This is a genomic window from Pseudomonas sp. PS1(2021), assembly GCF_020405165.1.
Classification (GTDB): Bacteria; Pseudomonadota; Gammaproteobacteria; order Pseudomonadales; family Pseudomonadaceae; genus Pseudomonas; species Pseudomonas aeruginosa.
The window spans coordinates 1,758,558-1,780,625 of record NZ_CP084484.1 but is presented as its reverse complement, the minus strand read 5'-3'; the positions used below and the strand labels follow the sequence as shown (position 1 = coordinate 1,780,625).

The window sequence follows — 22,068 nt, the reverse complement described above, 5'->3', positions numbered from 1 at the left end:
CCGCCTCTTAGGAAATCAGTTTTTCAAGTTCATCGGCAGATAGACGTTTGAGCGCCTCCAGGGATTTAGCCAGGGCATCTTCCACCGGCGCGCTCTCGGCCTTGAGGGTCTCGACGCCGTGGCAGAACTCACCCAGTGTCTCCGCGGTGAACATCGACTTGATCGGCACCTCCAGGTGCAGTCGTTCGCGTAGGCGGCCAATGACCTGGGTGGCCAGCAACGAGTGGCCGCCGAGTTCGAAGAAGTTGTCGTCGAGCCCGACCTGTTGCAATTGCAGGACCTCCGCCCAGATCCCCGCGACCTGTTGCTCCAGATCGCTTCGCGGCGCCACGTAGACCTGCTGCAACAGGCTCGCATCCGGCTGTGGCAGGCCCTTGCGGTCCAGCTTGCCGTTCGGCGTCAGCGGCATCCGCGCCAGGAACAACAGGTGCGACGGCACCATGTATTCCGGCAGGCGCTCGCGCAGCGCCGTCTTCAACTGCGCCCGGCACTCCGCCTGCGCTTCCGGCGAATCCGCGACCGCCGGCGCCTGCGCCACCACGTAGCCCACCAACTGCTGGCCCACCGCACCCGGCTGGGCCACCACCACCGCCTCGCGCACCGCCGGATGCTCGCGCAGGCGCGCCTCGATCTCTCCCAGTTCGATGCGGAAGCCTCGGATCTTCACCTGGTGGTCCACCCGTCCGAGGTAGTCCACCACCCCATCCGCACGCCCACGGGTCAGGTCGCCGCTGCGGTACAGCCGGCTGCCCGGCGCGCCAAAGGGATCCGGCACGAAACGCTCGGCGGTCAGCGCCGGACGCTCCAGGTAGCCACGCGCCACCCCTTCCCCGCCCAGGTACAGTTCGCCCGCCACGCCTACCGGCAACAGGTTCAACTGCCCGTCGAGGATGTAGCCGCTACGGTTGCCCAGCAGCGTACCGATCGGCATGTAGGCCGCGCCGCAGGCATCGCCCGCCCGCGCTTTCCACAGCAGCGGCGTCACCACCGTCTCGGTCGGGCCGTAGCCGTTGAACAGGTACTTCGGCTTCAGCGCCCGCCACGCCAGGTCATAGCTGGCCTGCGCCACCGCGTCGCCGCCGAAGCAATAGACCCGTACCGGCGGCGGATTGCCGTCGCGCGCGGCATGCTCGGCCAGTTGCTGCAGGTACACCGGCGGGAACACCCCCACCGTTACCCCGTGGCGATGCATCTCGGCGTAGGTCCGTTCCGGCAGCCACAGGCTGTCGTCGCGGATCAGCACCCGCGCGCCGTTGATCAACGGGTGCATCCAGCCTTCGTGGGAACCGTCGAAGGCGAACGACATGAAGTGCAGCTCGCAGTCCTCCGGGGTCATCTCGTAGCGCTCGCCGGTAGCCACGATATGGGCGATCAGCGGACCGTGGGACACCGCCACGCCCTTGGGCATGCCGGTGGAGCCGGAGGTGTAGATCACATAGGCCAGGTTGTCGCCGTGCAGCGCCACCTCTGGATCATGGGCGGGAAGCCGGCCCACTCCTCCTCGCGATCCACGGACAGGCAGGACAACCCCTCGGGGATCGGCAGACGCTCCAGCAGGTGGCTATGGGTCAGCAGCAGGTGCGCGCGACTGTCCTGCATCATGTACAGCAGGCGCTCGCGCGGGTATTCGATGTCCAGCGGCACGTAGGCGCCGCCGGCCTTCAGTACCGCCAGGAACGCCACCATGATCTCCGCGCTGCGCTGCATGGCGATCGCCACCCGCACCTCGGGGCCGACGCCTCGGGCGATCAACGCATGGGCCAGGCGGTTGGCCCGGCTATCCAGTTCGGCGTAGGTGAGCTTTTCCTCGTCGAAGATCACCGCCACCGCATCCGGCGCCATACGCGCCCGCTCGGCCACTCGCTGGTGTACCAGCGGCGTTGCCGGATAGCCCGAATCGCTGCGGTTCCAGAGCTGCCCGATGACTTCGCGCTCCTCGCGGTCGAGCATGTCCAGCTCCCCCAGGCGAGCGTCAGGCATCGCCAGGATCGCATCCAGCAGGTTCTGCCAATGCCGTACCAGGCGCTCTGCGGTCGAAGCATCGAATAGATCGGTCGCATAGACCAGCGCCGCCCAGATGTCCGACTCGGACTCACAGGTATCCAACACCAGGTCGAACTGCGCCGTATGGCTTTCCCACGCCTGCTCTTCGATGCTCAGTCCCGCGACTTCCGGCAAGCCGTGCTCGCCCCGCTCCGCCTGGTAGTTGAATAGCACCTGGAACAGCGGGCTGTGGCTGAGACTGCGCTCCGGTTGCAAGGCTTCCACCAGCTGCTCGAACGGCAAGTCCTGGTGCGCCTGCGCCTCCAGCGAGCGCTGGCGAACCTGGTGCAGCAATCGGTCGAACCCCATCTGCCCATCGATGTCGGCCTTGAGCACCTGGGTGTTGACGAAGAACCCGATCAGTCGCTCGGTTTCGACCCGGTTGCGATTGGCGACCGGCACGCCGACACGGATATCCGACTGACCGCTGTAGCGATACAGCAGCGCCTGGAACGACGCCAGCAGCAACATGAAGGTACTCGCACCCTGCCGTTGGGCAAGCGCCTTCAGCCGCCTGGCCCGCTCGGCGCCGAGTTCGAACTCCAGCCGCGCGCCGCGAAAGCTCTGCTCCGCAGGACGGGGACGATCGAACGGCAGCTCCAGCACCGGCTGTTCGCCACCCAGCAGGCCGATCCAGTACGCCAACTGGCGCTCCCTCTCTCCGGCCTCCATCCATTCGCGCTGCCAGACGGCATAGTCCGGATACTGTATCGGCAGCGCCGGCAGGGCCGCTTCGCGCCCCTGGCTGTAGGCGGCATAGAGCTGGACCAGCTCTTCGACCATCAACTGCATCGACCAACCGTCGGAGACGATATGGTGCTGGACCATGACCAGCACATGGTCATTCGGAGCCACTTCGAACAGACTGATCCGCAGCAACGCATCCGTCCGTAGGTCGAAGGGCCTGGCCATCTCCGCTTCGACTGCCGCCCTGAGCGACGCGTCATCGACATTCGCCAGGCTATGCCGGGAAACCTGCAACTGCCCATCGGCGTCCACCACCTGAACGGTACGCAGGCCTTCCTGGCGGAAGCGGGTACGCAACGACTCGTGACGCTGTGCGAGGCGCTCGAAACTGCGCTGTAGCGCGACGACATCGAGGCCGCCGCGCAAGCGCAGGGCGGCGGGAATGTGATAGGCCGCGCTCTCCGGTTCCAATTGCCAGAGGAACCACTGGCGCTCCTGTGCATAGGACAACGGCAGCGGCTGCTCGCGGGTAACGGGCATGATCGGCGGAACCTCCGCCGGTTTCTCGCCCAGGCTCTCGACGAATCCCTGCAGGACCGGCTGCTCGAAAAGGCTCTTCAGGCTGACTTCGATACCGAGATCCTGGCGAATCCGCGAGACCAGGCGCGTCGCCAGCAGCGAGTGTCCGCCCAATTCGAAGAAGTTGTCGGTCAGGCCGACCCGTTCGACGCCCAGCAACTCGCCCCATATCGCGGCCACGTCTTTCTCCAGCGCGCTCGCCGGCGCCATGTGGTCGCGTTGCATCAGGCCGGCATCCGGCTTCGGCAGCGCCCGACGGTCCAGCTTGCCATTTGGACTGAGCGGCATCCGCTCGAGGAACAGCAGGTGCGAGGGCACCATGTAGTCCGGTAGCGAGGCCCATAGCGCTGTGCGGATACGCTCGCGCAAAGCCGGCTGGCGAGTTTCGTCCTCGCCCCCCTCAGCCACCAGGTAGGCCACCAGTTGACCGTCCAGCGCAAGAGCCGCCGCTTCGCGTATTCCCTCCAAGTCCAGGAGGCGGGCTTCGACCTCCCCCAGCTCGATGCGGAAGCCGCGGATCTTCACCTGATGGTCGGCACGCCCCATGTACTCGATCACGCCGTCACCGCGTCGGCGCGCCAGGTCGCCGGTCCGGTAGAGCCTCGAGCCCGGTTCGCCGAAGGGGTCGGGCAAGAGGCGCTCGGCGGTCAAGCCGGGCCGATCGTGGTAGGCACGGGCCAGCCCGGCACGGCTGGCAATATAAAGCTCGCCTACCGCCCCTACGGGCAGTAGGCCGAGATGTTCATCCAGCACCAGCAACGTACGGCCGGGTAGCGCCTGGCCGATAGGACTGGCATTGCCCACCCGGGCGTTCTCGGCGGAACAATCGAAGACGCTGGACACCACCGTGGCCTCGGTCGGTCCATAGGTATTGAGCAGCCTCACCCGGCCCATGCCGGCTTGCCGCCAGAGCTTCGGCCCCTCCAGTGGCATGGCTTCGCCACCGATGTGGATCTGCCGCAAGGCACCGTAGGAACGCCGTGGCTCGGCCAGGGCATCGAGCAGGAACAGGTTCCAGTACGCCGTGGGCAGGTCGGCAAGGGTCACGCCCTGCTCGACTATCTGCCGATACAGCTCACCGGTATCCCAGAGGTCGCCGCCACGCAGGACCACGCAGGCACCACGGGTCAGCGCCGGATAGAGCTGTTCGACGAAGCCGTCGAAGCTCAGGGTGGCGAACTGCAATATCCGATCCTCCGGGGTGAGCGCGGAATAACCACTGGCGATACGCGAGAACTGCGCAAGCGCCGCATGGCTGATGGCCACGCCCTTGGGTTTTCCGGTGGAGCCGGAGGTGTAGATCACATAGGCCAGGTTCTCCGGCCGCAGGTTCACCACCGGATCATCCGTAGACACCGATGCGTCCCGTTCCAGGCGGTCGATGGAGAGCACCTCCAGCCCTTCGTGCAAAGGCAGCCCGGGCAGCAAATGCTCCTGGCTGAGCAACAGGCCGACGGCGCTGTCCTCGAGCATGTGACGCAAACGGTCCTGCGGATAGGTCGGGTCCAGCGGCACATAGGCACCACCGGCCTTGAGAATCGCCAGCAGACCGACCACCATGTCCAGCGAGCGCTCGACGGCGATTCCCACCAGCACATCGGGACCGACGCCACGCGCTATCAGGCAGTGAGCCAGACGATTGGCGCGGGCATTGAGCTCGGCGTAGCTCAAGGCCTGCCCCTCCAGCGCCAGTGCTTGCGCCTGCGGACGCAGACGGGCCTGCTCCTGGATCTGCAACTGGACCAGGGGCGGCAACCCACCCTCGTCGGCGTTCTCTGCCCAGGCCCGCAACAGGCAATCGCGCTCCTCGTCCAGCAACAGCGGCAACTCGGCGACCGGCCGGCCCGGTTCGGCCACGATGCCGCGCAGGAGATTCTGCCAGTGCCGAGCCAGGCGCTCGACGGTCGAGGCCTCGAACAGATCCGTGGCATAGCCGAACGATGCCCAGATACCGTCCTCGGCCTCGTGCACGTCCAGCGTCAGGTCGAAGGCCACGGAGCTGCTCCGCCACTCCATCCGCTCCAGCGACAGGCCTGGCAGTTGCACGCCCTGGTTGGCCGAACGAGAGTCGGCCTGGTGATTGAACATGACCTGGAACAACGGATTGTGGCCAAGGCTGCGTTCCGGCTGCAGAGCCTCCACCAGTTGCTCGAACGGCAGGTCCTGGTGCGCCTGGGCCTCCAGCGCGCGCTGGCGGGCCTGGGCCAGCAACTCGTCGAAACCCATCCGGCCATTGATGTCGGCCTTGAGCACCTGGGTGTTGACGAAGAAACCGATCAGCCGCTCGGTTTCAACCCGGTTACGGTTGGCGATCGGCACGCCGACACGGATATCCGCCTGTCCGCTATAGCGATGCAACAGCGCCTGGAAGGAAGCCAGCAACAGCATGAACATGGTCACACCCTTGCGCTGAACCAGCTGTTTCAAGGCAAGGGCCAGGTGTGGCTCCAGTTCCAGGTCCAATTGCGCTCCACGATAGCTGCGCAGCGGCTGCCGCGGGTGATCGAGGGGCAACTCGATCACCGGCTGCTCGCCGCCCAGCAGGCCGGTCCAGTACGCCAATTGGCGCTCCTTTTCCCCCGCCTCCATCCAGCTGCGCTGCCACAGGGCGTAGTCCGCGTACTGGATCGGCAGGGCCGGCAACACCACGTCGAGCCCTTGGCTATAGGCGGCATAGAGCTGGACCAGTTCCTCGACCATCAATTGCATCGACCAACCGTCGGAGACGATATGGTGCTGGACCATGACCAGCACATGCTCGTCGGCGTCCACCTCCAGCAAAGTCACCCGCAGTAACGGTCCCTGTTCGAGATCGAAGGGTCGTGCGATCTCCGCCTCGACCCGCTCCAGCAATCGCTGTTCGTCGAGTCCCCGTTGCACTTCGACTTCGAGCGCCAGCGAGACGTCGGCGGAGACGACCTGCACCCATTCATCACCCATCCGCGCGATCCGCGTGCGCAGGCTTTCGTGCCGCTCGACGAGCGCCGCGAAGCTGCGCTGCAAGGACGCAATGTCCAACCTGCCGCGCAGGCGCAGGGCGGTAGGAATGTGGTAGGCGGAACTCTCCGGCTCCAGCTGCCAGAGGAACCACTGCCGCTCTTGGGCATAGGACAGCGGCAGGTTGTCCATCTCCTGGCGAGTCTGCGGGATCGGCAGGCGGGCGAAGCTCATGCCCTTGGCCTGGACACGCTGATAGAACAATTTCTGCTGCGCCAGAGGCAGGCGAACGAAGCGGGACACGAGGTCCAGATTTGGATTGGAAAGCATGGGTCAGATCGCCTCTAGTTCGCTCATGAATTCACGAAGGTCATCGAAATCGGTGTCATTGCTGGAAGTCTGCGCCGCGGCAAGCTCGGCATAGGCTTGCAGCGACTCGGTCTGGAACAGCGCCGCCAGCGGCAGCTCCACGCCGACCTCGCTCTGCATCCGGGCAGTCACCTGGATCGCCAGCAACGAGTGGCCGCCAAGCTCGAAGAAGTTGTCGTCGAGCCCGACCTGTTGCAATTGCAGGACCTCCGCCCAGATCCCCGCGACCTGTTGCTCCAGATCGCTTCGCGGCGCCACGTAGACCTGCTGCAACAGGCTCGCATCCGGCTGCGGCAGGCCCTTGCGGTCCAGCTTGCCGTTCGGCGTCAGCGGCATCCGCGCCAGGAACAACAGGTGCGACGGCACCATGTATTCCGGCAGGCGCTCGCGCAGCGCCGTCTTCAACTGCGCCCGGCACTCCGCCTGCGCTTCCGGCGAATCCGCGACCGCCGGCGCCTGCGCCACCACGTAGCCCACCAACTGCTGGCCCACCGCGCCCGGCTGGGCCACCACCACCGCCTCGCGCACCGCCGGATGCTCGCGCAGGCGCGCCTCGATCTCTCCCAGTTCGATGCGGAAGCCTCGGATCTTCACCTGGTGGTCCACCCGTCCGAGGTAGTCCACCACCCCATCCGCACGCCCGCGGGTCAGGTCGCCGCTGCGGTACAGCCGGCTGCCCGGAGCGCCAAAGGGATCCGGCACGAAACGCTCGGCGGTCAGCGCCGGACGCTCCAGGTAGCCACGCGCCACCCCTTCCCCGCCCAGGTACAGTTCGCCCGCCACGCCTACCGGCAGCAGGTTCAACTGCCCGTCGAGGATGTAGCCGCTACGGTTGCCCAGCAGCGTACCGATCGGCATGTAGGCCGCGCCGCAGGCATCGCCCGCCCGCGCTTTCCACAGCAGCGGCGTCACCACCGTCTCGGTCGGGCCGTAGCCATTGAACAGGTACTTCGGCTTCAACGCCCGCCACGCCAGGTCATAGCTGGCCTGCGCCACCGCGTCGCCGCCGAAGCAGTAGACCCGTACCGGCGGCGGATTGCCGTCGCGCGCGGCATGCTCGGCCAGTTGCTGCAGGTACACCGGCGGGAACACTCCCACCGTTACCCCGTGGCGATGCATCTCGGCGTAGGTCCGTTCCGGCAGCCACAGGCTGTCGTCGCGGATCAGCACCCGCGCGCCGTTGATCAACGGGTGCATCCAGCCTTCGTGGGAACCGTCGAAGGCGAACGACATGAAGTGCAGCTCGCAGTCCTCCGGGGTCATCTCGTAGCGCTCGCCGGTAGCCACGATATGGGCGATCAGCGGACCGTGGGACACCGCCACGCCCTTGGGCATGCCGGTGGAGCCGGAGGTGTAGATCACATAGGCCAGGTTGTCGCCGTGCAGCGCCACCTCTGGATCATGGGCGGGAAGCCGGCCCACTCCTCCTCGCGATCCACGGACAGGCAGGACAACCCCTCGGGGATCGGCAGACGCTCCAGCAGGTGGCTATGGGTCAGCAGCAGGTGCGCGCGACTGTCCTGCATCATGTACAGCAGGCGCTCGCGCGGGTATTCGATGTCCAGCGGCACGTAGGCGCCGCCGGCCTTCAGTACCGCCAGGAACGCCACCATGATCTCCGCGCTGCGCTGCATGGCGATCGCCACCCGCACCTCGGGGCCGACGCCTCGGGCGATCAACGCATGGGCCAGGCGGTTGGCCCGGCTATCCAGTTCGGCGTAGGTGAGCTTTTCCTCGTCGAAGATCACCGCCACCGCATCCGGCGCCATACGCGCCCGCTCGGCAACTCGCTGGTGTACCAACGGCGTTGCCGGATAGCCCGAGTCGCTGCGGTTCCAGATAGCGCCGATAGCGCTAAGCTCCGCCTTCTCGAGCATCTGCAGATCGACCAGACGTCGCTGCGGATGTTCGGCGAATGCCTCCAGCAGAGTCGTCAGGTGGCGACCCAGGCGCTCGATCGTAGCGGCCGGGAACAGTCCGCGATCGTAGCTGAATTGCAGTGACAAGCTATCCCCGCCACCCAGCGCCAGGGCCAGCGGATAGTTGGTCTGCTCGTGCATCGCTACGGCACCGAAACGCACGCCTCCAGCGGAGGACCGTTCGAGCACCTCGTCCACCGGGTAGTTTTCGAACACCAACAGGTTGTCGAAAACCGCCTCGCCGCCGAACCCCGCCCAGCGCTGCAGTTCGAACAGAGGCGTGTGCTCCTGTTCGCGCAACGCCAGGTTCTGCCGTTGCAGCCCCTGCAGCAGTTCGTCGAGGGTCATCTGTGGAGCCAGCGTTACCACCACCGGCAAGGTATTGATGAACAACCCGACCTGATTCTCGACACCCGGCAGATCGGCAGGACGCCCGGAGACGGTGGCGCCGAAGACCACGGTGTGTTGTCCGGTATAGCGTTGCAGGAGCAGCGCCCAGCCCGCCTGGACCAGGGTATTGAGAGTGACCTGGTGACGCCGGGCGAAATCCCGGAGCCGCGCGGTAGCCGTTGCGTCCACCTCACGCAGGTGCTCTCCGACGCCGTTGTCCGATGTCAGTCCCGGCTGAGCCAGTGCCTCGACCAATCGCGTCGGCTCGTCCAGAGCCGCCATCTGCTCGCGCCAGAATGCCTCGGTAGCTGCCGCGTCCTGCCGCTGCAACCAGGCGATGTAGTCGCTATAGCGGCCATCCCGGGGCTGCTCCGGCGAGCGTCCGGCATAGGACTCCAGCACCTCGCTGAGCAACTGGGCATTGCTCCATCCGTCCAGCAGGATGTGATGATGGGTGTAGATCAGGTGGTGCTCACCTTCGGCAGTCTTCACCAACAGCAGCCGCAACAGTGGCGCACGCTGCAGTTCGAAACCGCGTTCACGCTCGGCCGCAGCCAGCGCGAGCAGCGCGGCGTCCCGATTCGCCGCCTGGCTCAGGTCCTCTTCGGCGAAGGGCAACTGGCGCTGTCGATAGACGATCTGCAAGGGCTGCTGCAGCTCCCCCTGCCAGGCGAAACCACTGCGCAGGATCGCGTGCCGGTCCAGGGCGGACTGCCAGGCTGCGCGGAAGCGCGGGATATCGAGGCCGGACACATCCACACGCATCTGATTGATGTAGTCGCTCGATGCCTGCTCGTACAGCGAATGGAACAGCATGCCCTGCTGCATGGGTGACAGCGGATAGATGTCCTCGACCTCTTCCAGCGCGACCGGCAGGGCATCCAGACGCGCCTGGTCCAACCCCGCCAGCGGGAAATCGGAAGGCGTCGCGCCATGCCGTGGCGAATCGCAGCAGAAGTCGACCAGCGCCGTCAGCTCAGCCACATAGTCATCGGCCAGGCGACGCACCTGGTCCTCGCCGAACATCTGCGAGCTGAAGCTCCAGTCGATACTCAGTTCACCGTCGAACACCCGGCCATTGAGACTCAGCCAGTTGTCCAGCGGAGCGCCGGGGTCCATCTCTGCCCCCGCGCTTTCGCCAGCCGGGTCCAGCAGAGCCATCTCGTCGAACTGAGCGTCGAACTGGCCCAGGTAATTGAAAGTGATCCGCGCCTGCGGCAACCCCGCCAGGACCCGGGCACTTTCCTCTCCAGCCAGATAGCGCAGCAAGCCATAACCCAGGCCCTTGTCGGGAATCGCACGCAACTGTTCCTTGATCGCCTTCAGGGACTCGCCAAGATCCGCGACCGGGCTCAGGCGCACCGGGAACAAACTGGTGAACCAACCCACGGTGCGACTCAGGTCGATATCGGCGAACAGCTCCTCGCGCCCATGCCCTTCCAGCTGTACCAGGCTTGAAGAGGCGCCGCTCCAACGGCAGACCACTCGCGCCAGGGCGGTCAGCAGAAGATCGTTGACCTGGGTCCGGTAGGCTGCCGGCGCCTGCTTCAGCAGGCGTTCGGTCAAGCTGCGGTCGAAGCGACTCTGCACGGAGGTAGCGAAACGCTGCTCCAGAGCGCCTTGCGGATGCTCGCACGGAAGCTCGGCCGGCGCACCTTCCAGCAGCTCGCGCCAAAACTGCAACTGCGCCTTCATCGACTCACCACGGGCATGCTCGCTCACTCGGCCGGCCCAGGCCTTGAACGGGCTGGTCTTGCCAGGCAGCCGCGGAGCTTCCCCACGGAGGCTCTGCTGGTAAGCCCTTTGCAAATCCTCCAGCAGAATGCGCCAGGACACCCCGTCCACCACCAGATGGTGGATCACCAACAACAGACGCTGGCCGCCGTCGGCCATATCCACCAACAGGCTCCGCAACAGTGGGCCGTCGGCCAGGTCCAGGCTGCGCTGCGACTCCTCGCAGAGCGACTCCAGCGCTTGTCGGTCCACCGCCTCGGCACGCCAGAGCAGCGCACCGCCCAGCGTTGCTTCGGCATGTTCGGCATGCCAGGTTCCGTCCGTTTCATGGAAGCGCAGACGCAATGCGTCGTGATGTTCGACCAGGGCCTGCAAGGCCGCTTCGAGTGCCTTCGCATTCAGGGCCTCGCGCGGCTTCAACAGCAATGACTGGTTCCAGTGCTGGCGATTGGGAATCGGCTGTTCGAAGAACAACCGCTGGAACGGCAACAATACCGTCTCGCCGCTCACAGGCCCCTGCTCCATTTGCACCGCAGCCCCTACGCGGGCGACTCGCGCCAGCCCCTGTACGGTCTGTTGTTGGAACAGGTCCTTCGGAGTGAACTGGATGCCCGCCGCACGGCATCGACTCACCACCTGGATCGAAACGATGGAATCGCCACCCAGGGCAAAGAAGTTGTCGGTGGCGCCCACCTCCTCCAGCTTCAGCACGTCCGCCCAGACGGCCGCGATACGTCGCTCCATTTCATTCTGCGGCGCAACATGCGTCTGCCCCGCAGCAGCTTGCGGTCGCGGCAACGCCTTGCGATCCAGCTTGCCGTTCGGACTCAGCGGCATCCGCTCCAGCGCCAGCCACTGCGCCGGCACCATGTATTCCGGCAGGCTCGCCGCCAGGTGCGCGGCCAGGGCTTCGCGCCAGTCGCCGCCCTCGCTCTCCAGCACCACGTAGCCGACCAACTGCTTGCCGTCCACCGCCAGCACCGCCGCCTCGCGCACCCACGGATGCTCCAGCAGGCGCGCCTCGATCTCGCCCAGCTCGATGCGCAGGCCGCGCAGCTTCACCTGGTGGTCGATCCGCCCGGCGTACTCGATCACCCCGTCGGCGCGGTAGCGTGCCAAATCGCCGGTGCGGTACATCCGTTCCCCAGCCACGAACGGGCTGGCGACGAAACGCTCGGCAGTCAGCCCCGGACGCTGGTGGTAGCCACGGGCCAGGCCCTGCCCGGCCAGGTACAGCTCGCCGAGCACGCCCACCGGCACCGGCTCCAGGTTGCCATCGAGGATGTAGCAGCCCAGGTTGGCGATCGGCCGGCCGATCGGCACCGCGTCCTTGCCCTCCTCCACGCAGGTCCAGTGGGTGGCGTCGATGGCCGCCTCGGTCGGGCCATAGAGGTTATAGAGGCCAGCCTGCGGCAGCTTGGCGAACACCTGCTGCTGCGCGTCCGCTGGCAGTGCCTCGCCGCTGCAAACGATGCGTTTCAGGCTGGTGCAGGAGGCGACGTCTTCATCCTGCAGGAACGCCTGCAGCATCGACGGCACGAAGTGCAGCGTGTCGACCCCTTCGCGGTTGATCAGCGCCACCAGCTTCGCCGGGTCGCGATGGTCGCCCGGCGCGGCCACCACCAAACGCGCCCCGCTCATCAGCGGCCAGAAGAACTCCCAGACCGACACGTCGAAGCTGAACGGGGTCTTCTGCAACACCGTGTCGCCGACGCCCAGCCCATAGGCCTGCTGCATCCAGCACAAGCGGTTGCTCAGCGCCGAATGGCGGTTGCCAGCACCCTTGGGCTTGCCGGTGGAGCCGGAGGTGTAGATGACATAGGCGAGGTTCTCGCCATCGAGATGAATATCCGGGTTCGCCTCACTGTAATCCTCGAACCAGGGCGCACCGCGATCCAGGTCGATCCGCTGCACGCCTTGCGCCAGCGGCAGCTTCAGGTGCGACTGGCTGAGCAGCAGCTGCACACCGCTGTCCTCCAGCATGTAGGCCTGGCGCTCCTCGGGATATTCCGGGTCCACCGGCACGTAGGCGCCGCCGGCCTTGAGGATCGCCATCAGGGCCACGACCATCTCGATGGAACGCTCCATGGCCACGCCCACCAGGCGGTCCGCACCGACCCCGCGCTCGATCAGGGCATGCGCCAGGCGGTTGGCCCGGCGGTTCAGCTCGGCGTAGTCCAGGCGCTCCTCGCCGAAGGCCAGCGCCGGCGCCGTCGGCGTGCGCTCGACCTGCTCCTCGAACAACCGGTGCACGCCGCGTTGCAGCGGGTACTCGGCCGCAGTGGCGTTCCAGCCTTCCAGCAACTGGCCGCGCTCCTCGGCATCGAGCATCGGCAGCGAGTCGACGCTGGCCTGCGGGTTCTCCAGCATGCCGCGCAGCAGGTTCTGCCAATGCCGCGCCATGCGCTCGACGGTCCGCGCCTCGAACAAGTCGGTTGCGTAGGTCAGCGCCGCCCCAAGGCCGTCCGGGGTTTCCCAGGTATCGAGGGCAAGGTCGAACTGTGCGGCAGCACCGTCCCAGGCAAAACTCTCGATGTGCAAACCATCGACTTGGGCATCCTGCCGCTCGCCGCTCTGGTGGTTATACATCACCTGGAACAACGGGCTGTGGCTGAGATTGCGTTCGGGCTGCAAGGCATCGACCAATTGCTCGAACGGCAGATCCTGGTGCGCCTGCGCGCCCAGCGCCGCCTCGCGCACGCGGCCCAGTAGATCGCGGAAAGCCAGGCCAGCATCGACCTGGCAACGCAGCACCTGGGTATTGACGAAGAAGCCGATCAGGCGCTCGACCTCGGCGCGGTTGCGGTTGGCGATAGGTACCCCGACGCGAATGTCCGACTGCCCGCTATAGCGCTTCAACAGCACCTGGAACGAGGCCAACAGAAGCATGAACGGGGTGACACCCTCCCGCCGGGCGCAGGCCAGCAGCTCCTCCGATAATGACACCGGCAGCGCCATGTCCAGACGCTGCCCGCGTCCGCTGGCCTGGGCCGGGCGCACCCGGTCGGCGGGCAGTTCCAGGACCGGCTGCTCGGCGCCCAGGCGCTCACGCCAGTAATCCAGCTGCCGCGCGCCCTCGCCGCTGTCCAGCCAGGCGCGATGCCAGGCAGCATAGTCGGCGTACTGCAGCGTCAATGGCGCCAGCGTCGGTTGTTCGCCGCGCCGCGCCGCGGCATAGGCCTGGAGCAGTTCGTCGACCATCACCTGCATCGACCAACCGTCGGACACGATATGGTGCTGGGTGATGACCAACACATGCTCCTGCCCAGCCAGCGCCAGCAGACGCACGCGCAGCAGCGGCCCACGAGCCAGGTCGAATGGCTGGCGGATTTCCTCGGCCACCCGCTGGCGCAACGTTGCTTCGCTCGCCCCGGCGCAATCCTCCAGGACAATGCGCAACGGCATGTTCGCCAGGATCGTCTGGCGCGCCTGACCGTCGACCTCCTCGAAGCGGGTGCGCAAGGTCTCGTGGCGCAGCACCAGCCAATCGAAGGCCTGCTGCAACGCCGCCCGGTCCAGGACGCCACGCACGTGCAGTACGCTGGGGAGATGATAGGCCGCGCTTTCAGGCTCCAGTTTCCAAAGGAACCACATGCGTTGCTGAGCATGCGACAAAGGCAACTCGGCGACTCGCGGCAATACTTGCAGCACAGGGGCAGCGCTCGCCGCCTGGGACTCCAGGGAAGCGGCGAAGTCTGCCAGGACCGGCCGCTCGAACAGGATGCGCAAGGGTACGTCCAGCTCCAGATCCTGGCGCAGGCGCGAGACCACCCGGGTGGCGCTGAGGGAGTGACCGCCGAGTTCGAAGAAGTGCTCGTCGCGGGCGATGCCCTCGACACCGAGCAGCGCCTCCCAGATCGCTGCGACCGAACGTTCGAGCCCCTCCCGCGGAGGCTCTCCGGCCTGGCGGCGGGCAGCCGCGTCCAGCTTCGGCAGCGCCTTGCGATCCAGCTTGCCGTTGGCGTTCAGCGGCAAGCTGGACAGCACCTGCCAAGCCGTCGGTTGCATGTACGCAGGCAAGCGTCCGGACAGCCAGGTGCGCAGCTCCGCCAGGAGGTCCTCACCCCGCATAGCGTCACGCCCCACCAGGTAGGCCGCCAGCAGCGGACCACCGACGCCATCCAGCGCCACGACCGCTGCTTCCGCCACATACGGGTGTGCAAGCAGTTGGCTCTCGATTTCGCCGATCTCGATGCGGAAACCGCGGATCTTGATCTGCTGATCGGCCCGGCCGAGATATTCGACCTGACCGTCGACGCGATAACGCGCCAGGTCCCCGGTGCGATACAGGCGCTCGCCCGAACCTGAGAACGGATCGGCCACGAAACGCTCGGCGGTCTGGCCGGGGCGGCCCAGGTAGCCACGAGCCAGGCACTGGCCGCCGATGTACAGCTCGCCGATCATCCCCGGCGCACATGGCTGCAGGGCTGCGTCCAGTATGCAGGCCCGGCGCGCACCGAGCGCGCGGCCGATAGCGGGAGCACCGCCCTCTTGCGTCCGACAGTGCCAGGCCAGCGGAGTGATCACCGCCTCGGTGGGACCGTAGGCGTTGAACCAGGCTTCAGCCTGCACCGCCTGCTGGGTCAGCAGGCTGGCGTCCCAGGCTTCGCCGCCGAGGATACAGGCGCGTACCGCGATCCGGCGGCCGGCGTGGCGCAACTCCTCCGCCTGTTGCTGAAGATAAGCCGGCGGTAGATCGAGGATAGTCACCGCGTGCCGCTCCACCTCATCCGCCAGATGTTGCGCGCTCCACTGTCCGGCGTCGCCGAGCAGGACCCGGGCTCCTGCCAGCAGGGGTACGAAGAGTTGTTCGGCAGCGGCATCGAAACTGATCGAGGCGAACTGCAATTGGCAGTCGCCAGGGCCGACGCCGTAGGTCCGTGCTGCCGCCTGGCAGTGCGAGACGAGCGCCGCCTGGCTGACCGCCACTCCTTTTGGCTGGCCGGTCGAGCCGGACGTATAGATCACGTAGGCCAGCGTCTCGCCAGCTACCTCCGGCAGCGGCCGCGTATCTGCACTCGCCGGCCAGGCGGCGGTCTCCAGCGGCAGCCGCTCGACCTCTGCCGGGCAGGGCAGCCGCTCCGCCAGGGTTTCCTGGCAGATCAGCCAGCGCGCGCCGCTGTCGCGCAACATGTACGCCAGGCGCTCCGCGGGGTAGTTCGGATCCAGCGGCAGGTAGCCGGCACCGGCCTTGAGGATGCCCAGCAGGCCGACGACCAGGTCGAAGGAGCGCTCGGCAGCGATCGCCACCAGCGCTTCCGCGGCCACGCCGCGCGCCCGCAGGCCACGCGCCAGACGCTCGGCGCGCATATCCAGTTCGGCATAGCTGAGATACTCGTCGCCACATACCAGCGCAATCGCCTCAGGCGCCAACGCTACCTGATGCGCGAAGGCCGCCGCGACGCCGCCCCGCGGCAGCGCCTCGAGCGGTGCCTGCCAATCCCGCAGCGCCTCCTGGCGTTCCCCGGCGTCGAGCAGGGCCAGCTCGCCCAGCGCTGCCTGGGGGGTCTCGGCCATCCGTTGCAGCAGATGCAGCAGGTGACGGTCCAGTTCGGCGATGTCCGCTGCGTCGAAATCGCGCCGCGCATAGACGTACTGCAGGCTCAGGCGCTCACCCAGGGTGACACCCAGCGTCAGGGGGTAGTTGGTCTGCTCGTGGTTGCTTGGCGTGGAGAACTCCAGATCGGCGGGAGCCTGGCGCAGAGCCTCGGCCACGGGGAAGTTCTCGAACACCAGGATGCTATCGAACAGAGCCTCGCCGCCATGCCCGGCCCAGCGCTGGATGTCGTACAGAGGCGTATGCTCGTGTTCGCGCAGCGCCAGGTTGAGCGCCTGCATCCCCTGCAGGTAGTCCGCGACGCTCTGCTGTGGCTGCGGCGCGGCGATCACCGGCAGGGTATTGATAAACAGACCGATCTGCGCCTCGATGCCTGGCAGTTCCGCCGGCCGTCCAGCCACGGTGGCGCCGAAGGCTACCGTCTCCTGCCCGCAGTGCCGCTGCAGGAGCAGCGCCCAGGCCGCTTGCACCAAGGTGTTGAGCGTGACCTTCTGACCTTGGGCGAAGGACGCCAGTTGGCGGGTCGTCTGCGGATCCAGTTCGCGCAGATGCTCACCCTGGCCAGGCTGCTCCGTCCTCGCCTGGCGCGCCAGGCGTGTCGGCATCTCCAGGGAGGCCAGCCGATCGCGCCAGAAGAACTCGGTTGCCATCGCATCGCGGCTCTGCAACCAACCGATGTAGTCGCGGTAACGCCCAACGGTAGCGGCTACCTCCTGCCCCGCATAGCGCTGCAGTACCTCGGCGAGCAGTTGGGCGTTGCTCCAGCCATCCATCAGGATGTGGTGATAGGTATAGATGAGGTGCATCCGCCCATTCGCCAGCGGCACCAACACCAAGCGTTGCAACGGCGCCCTGGCCGGGTCGAAACCGGCTTCGCGCTCAGCCTCTGCCTGCCGTTGCGGATCACTGCCTGGCGGGGCCAGCCGCAGCTCCAGCGTCGCCTGCTCGAATACCACCTGCAACGGCTGAGGCCAGCCGTCCTTCCAGAGGAATCCGCTGCGCAGGATCTCATGGGCATCGAGGGTGGCCTGCCAGGCTGCGCGGAAGCGATCCGGGTCCAATCCGCCGATATCCATGCGCAACTGGTTGACATAGTCGCCTTCCGTTCCATGAAGACTGTGAAACAGCATGCCCTGCTGCATCGGCGACAACGGATAGATGTCCCGCACCGAATCAGGATCCAAGGACAATTCATCGAGCTGCGTCTGGGAAAGCCCGGCCAGCGGGAAGTCCGACGGCGTCACACCCCGATGCCGCGGGTCGAGACAATGCTCGATCAGCGCGTGCAGCTCCCGCGCGTAGTCATCAACCAGGCGCTGGACGGTCGCCTCGGCGAACATTTCCCGGCTGAAGCTCCAGTGCAGGCTCAGCTCGCCGCCGTAGACCTGGCCTTCGATGCTCAACCAGTTGGCCAGCGGGGCGCACGGATCCTGGGCGGCGCCGGCGCTTTCCGTGGCCGGTACCAGCAGCGCCGCTCCATCGAACTGACGGTCGAACCGGCCCAGGTAATTGAAGGTGATCCGCGGCTGCGGCAGCGCGGCCAGGCGGGCCGCAGCCTCCTCTCCAGCCAGGTAGCGCAGCAGGCCGTAGCCGACGCCCTTGTCCGGCACGCCGCGCAGTTGCTCCTTGATCGCCTTCAGCGACTCGCCGAGGTCCGCGGCCGGGGTCAGGCGCAGCGGGAACAGGCTGGTGAACCAGCCCACCGTGCGGCTCAGGTCGATGGCCTCGCCGAGGTCCTCGCGGCCGTGCCCTTCGAGCTGCACCAGCACGCTGGCGTCGCCGCTCCAGCGGCAGGTCGCGCGGGCCAGGGCGGTCAGCAGCAGGTCGTTGACCTGGGTCCGGTAGGCCGCCGGGGCTTCCTGCAGCAACTGCCGGGTACGCTCGGCGTCCAGGGTCAGGACGAGCTTGCGCTCATGGCGGTTTTCCAGGGCTCCGTGCGGGTTTTCGCATGGCAGCGCATGCGGAGCGTCGTGCAGTTGCGCCTGCCAGTAGTCGAGTTCGTCCAGGCGCGCGCCGGCCTGTTCGTGCAGGTGCCGGCTCCAGGCCTGGTAGGAACTGCTACGCGGCCCGAGATCGGCGTCGAGGTCGGCATAGAGACGCTGCAGGTCTTCCAGCAGGATACGCCAGGACACCCCGTCCACCGCCAGGTGGTGGATGACCAGCAGCAGGCGCTGGCTGCCGTCGGGCATGTCCACCAGCAGCGCACGCAGCAGCGGCCCCTGTTCGAGGTCGAGGCTGCGCTGGGCTTCTTCGCAAAGCGCCAGCAATGCCTCCTCGGACCCCGCCTGCCGGCGCCACAGCGGCTCGCCGGCCTGCTCGGCGTAGGCCTGGTGCCAGGCGCCGCGCTCTTCGCGGAAACGCAGGCGCAGGGCATCGTGCTGCGCCTGCAGGCGTTCCAGAGCACGCCCCAGCCGGTCGCCGTCGAGCGGCTGGCGCGCCTGCCACAAGAGAGACTGGTTCCAGTGCTGGCGGTTGGGAATCGCCCGCTCGAAGAACCAGCGCTGTACCGGCGCCAGCGCCACCTCGCCGCTTGCCGGCCCCTGTTCCGTCGTCGCCGCACCCGCCTTGGCCGCCAGGGCCAGGCTGCGGATGTTCTGGTGCTGGAACAGGTCGCGCGGGCTCAGTTGCAATCCGGCCTGGCGCGCTCGACTGACCACCTGGATCGAGACGATCGAGTCGCCGCCGAGGCTGAAGAAGTTGTCGTCCAGGCCGACCCGCTCGACGCCCAGCAGGTCCTGCCAGATTTCCGCCAGGGTTCGCTCCACTGCGTTGCGCGGTGCGCTGTAGCCTGCCTGCGCCACGCTTACTTCAGGCGCCGGTAGCGCCTTGCGATCCAGCTTGCCGTTCGGACTCAGCGGCATCCGCTCCAGCGCCAGCCACTGCGCCGGCACCATGTATTCCGGCAGGCTCGCCGCCAGGTGCGCGGCCAGCGCTTCGCGCCAGTCGCCGCCCTCGCTCTCCAGCACCACGTAGCCGACCAACTGCTTGCCGTCCACCGCCAGCACCGCCGCCTCGCGCACCCACGGATGCTCCAGCAGGCGCGCCTCGATCTCGCCCAGCTCGATGCGCAGGCCGCGCAGCTTCACCTGATGGTCGATCCGCCCGGCGTACTCGATCACCCCATCGGCGCGGTAGCGCGCCAAATCGCCGGTGCGGTACATCCGCTCCCCAGCCACGAACGGGCTGGCGACGAAACGCTCGGCAGTCAGCCCCGGACGCTGGTGGTAGCCACGGGCCAGGCCCTGCCCGGCCAGGTACAGCTCGCCGAGCACGCCCACCGGCACCGGCTCCAGGTTGCCATCGAGGATGTAGCAGCCCAGGTTGGCGATCGGCCGGCCGATCGGCACCGTGTCCTTGCCCTCCTCCACGCAGCTCCAGTGAGTCACGTCGATGGCCGCCTCGGTCGGGCCATAGAGGTTATAGAGGCCAGCCTGCGGCAGCTTGGCGAACACCTGCTGCTGGGCGTCCGCTGGCAGTGCCTCGCCGCTGCAAACGATGCGTTTCAGGCTGGTGCAGGAGGCGACGTCTTCGTCCTGCAGGAACGCCTGCAGCATCGACGGCACGAAGTGCAGCGTATCGACCCCTTCGCGGTTGATCAGCGCCACCAGCTTCGCCGGGTCGCGATGGTCGCCCGGCGCGGCCACCACCAAACGCGCCCCGCTCATCAGCGGCCAGAAGAACTCCCAGACCGATACGTCGAAGCTGAACGGGGTCTTCTGCAACACCGTGTCGCCGACGCCCAGCCCATAGGCCTGCTGCATCCAGCACAAGCGGTTGCTCAGCGCCGAATGGCGGTTGCCGGCGCCCTTGGGCTTGCCGGTGGAGCCGGAGGTGTAGATGACATAGGCAAGATTCTCGCCGTTCAGCTCGATCCCCGGATTGTTCTCGGCATGGTTTTCCAGCCAGGCATCGGCCTGGTCCAGGTCGATCCGCTGCACGCCTTGCGCCAGCGGCAGCTTCAGGTGCGACTGGCTGAGCAGCAGCTGCACACCGCTGTCCTCCAGCATGTAGGCCTGGCGCTCCTCGGGATACTCCGGGTCCACCGGCACGTAGGCGCCGCCGGCCTTGAGGATCGCCATCAGGGCCACGACCATCTCGATGGAACGCTCCATGGCCACGCCCACCAGGCGGTCCGCGCCGACCCCGCGCTCGATCAGGACATGCGCCAGGCGGTTGGCCCGGCGGTTCAGCTCGGCGTAGTCCAGGCGTTCCTCGCCGAAGGCCAGCGCCGGTGCCGTCGGCGTGCGCTCGACCTGCTCCTCGAACAACCGGTGCACGCCGCGTTGCAGCGGATACTCGGCCGCAGTGGCGTTCCAGCCTTCCAGCAACTGGCCGCGCTCCTCGGCATCGAGCATCGGCAGCGAGTCGACGCTGGCCTGCGGGTTTTCCAGCATGCCGCGCAGCAGGTTCTGCCAATGCCGCGCCATGCGCTCGACGGTCCGCGCCTCGAACAGGTCGGTCGCGTAGGTCAGCGCGGCGTACAGGCGGCCGCCCTTCTCGTAGGTATCCAGGCTCAGGTCGAACTGGGTGGTACGGCTCTTCCAGTCGAGCTGGCCGAAGCTCAGGCCGGCCACGCTGTCCAGCGCCTCGATGTCGGCCACCAGCGGCTGGTGGTTGTACATCACCTGGAACAGCGGGCTGTGGCTCAGGCTGCGCTCGACCTTGAACGCCTCGACCAGGCGTTCGAACGGCAGATCCTGATGGGCCTGGGCGCCAAGCACGGTGTCCTTGAGCCCGGCCAGCAGGGTCGCCACCGACGTGCGGCCGTCGAATACCGAGCGCAGCACCTGGGTGTTGACGAACAGGCCTATCAGCCCTTCCACCTCGGCGCGGTTGCGGTTGGCGATGGGGACGCCGACCCGCAGGTCGGTCTGCCCGCTATAGCGTTGCAGGAGGATATTGAAGCCGCCGAGCAACAGCATGAACAGGGTCAGCCCCTGGCGTCGGGCGGTGCCGCGCAGGGCCTCGGCCAGGGCCGGCTCGATGCTGAACTCGTAACGGCTGCCACGGTAGCTGGGAACCGCCGGACGCGGGTGGTCGGTCGGCAACTCCAGGACCGGATGCCGCTCGCCGAGCTTGCCGCGCCAGTACTCCAGCTGGCGCTCCTGCTCGCCGGCCTCCAGCCAGCTGCGCTGCCACAGGGCGTAATCGGCGTACTGGATCGGCAAGGCCGGCAGGCCGGGCTCCGCGCCAGTCGCATAGGCACTGTAGAAACGACTGAATTCTTCGATCAGCACGTTCATCGACCAGCCGTCGGACACGATGTGATGCAGGGTCAACAGCAGCACATGCCGCTCCTCGCCCAGGCGGATCAGGCGGACCCGCAGCAACGGCCCCTCGCACAGGTCGAACGGCTGCAACGACTCGCGCTGCGCCTCCTCGCGCAGGCGGGCTTCCTGCTCGGCCTCGGGCAGGCCGCTGCAATCCTCGAAGGCAACCTCCAGCGGGCGTTGCAGGGGCGCCTGCGCCAGGCTGTCGTCGGCGCCGCGCGGGAACACCGTACGCAGGGTTTCATGACGCTGCACCAGGCTGGCGAAGGCGCGCTCCAGCGCCTGGCGATCCAGCGGTCCGTTCAGGCGCACCGCGCTGGGCAGGTTGTAGGCGCCACTCTGTGGCTCCAGGTGCCAGAGGAACCACATGCGCTGCTGGGCGTAGGACAGGCGGTCGCGCTCGGCCGAAGACACGCCGGCCGGAATCGGGAACAGCGAGAAATCGATTCCCTCCCCTCGCAGGGTTTCGAGGAAGACTCGACGCTTCTCAACGGGTAGTTCGATAAAGCGGCGGGCGAGCTTGAGGGAATCTTCTGCGTTCATCGGTCTTCTTCCGTGCACATGGGCAACGAGCGCGGGGCTC

The 22,068-nt window shown here is 67.0% G+C and carries 2 pseudogenes; both read right to left on the bottom strand.

Annotation, left to right across the window (positions count from 1 at the left end):
* Positions 1–7 precede the first annotated feature (7 nt).
* A pseudogene (locus LE197_RS08385) lies at positions 8–6,480 on the bottom strand (amino acid adenylation domain-containing protein).
* 99 nt (positions 6,481–6,579) lie between these two features.
* Positions 6,580–22,028 (bottom strand): annotated as a pseudogene (locus LE197_RS08380) (non-ribosomal peptide synthetase).
* Positions 22,029–22,068 lie beyond the last annotated feature (40 nt).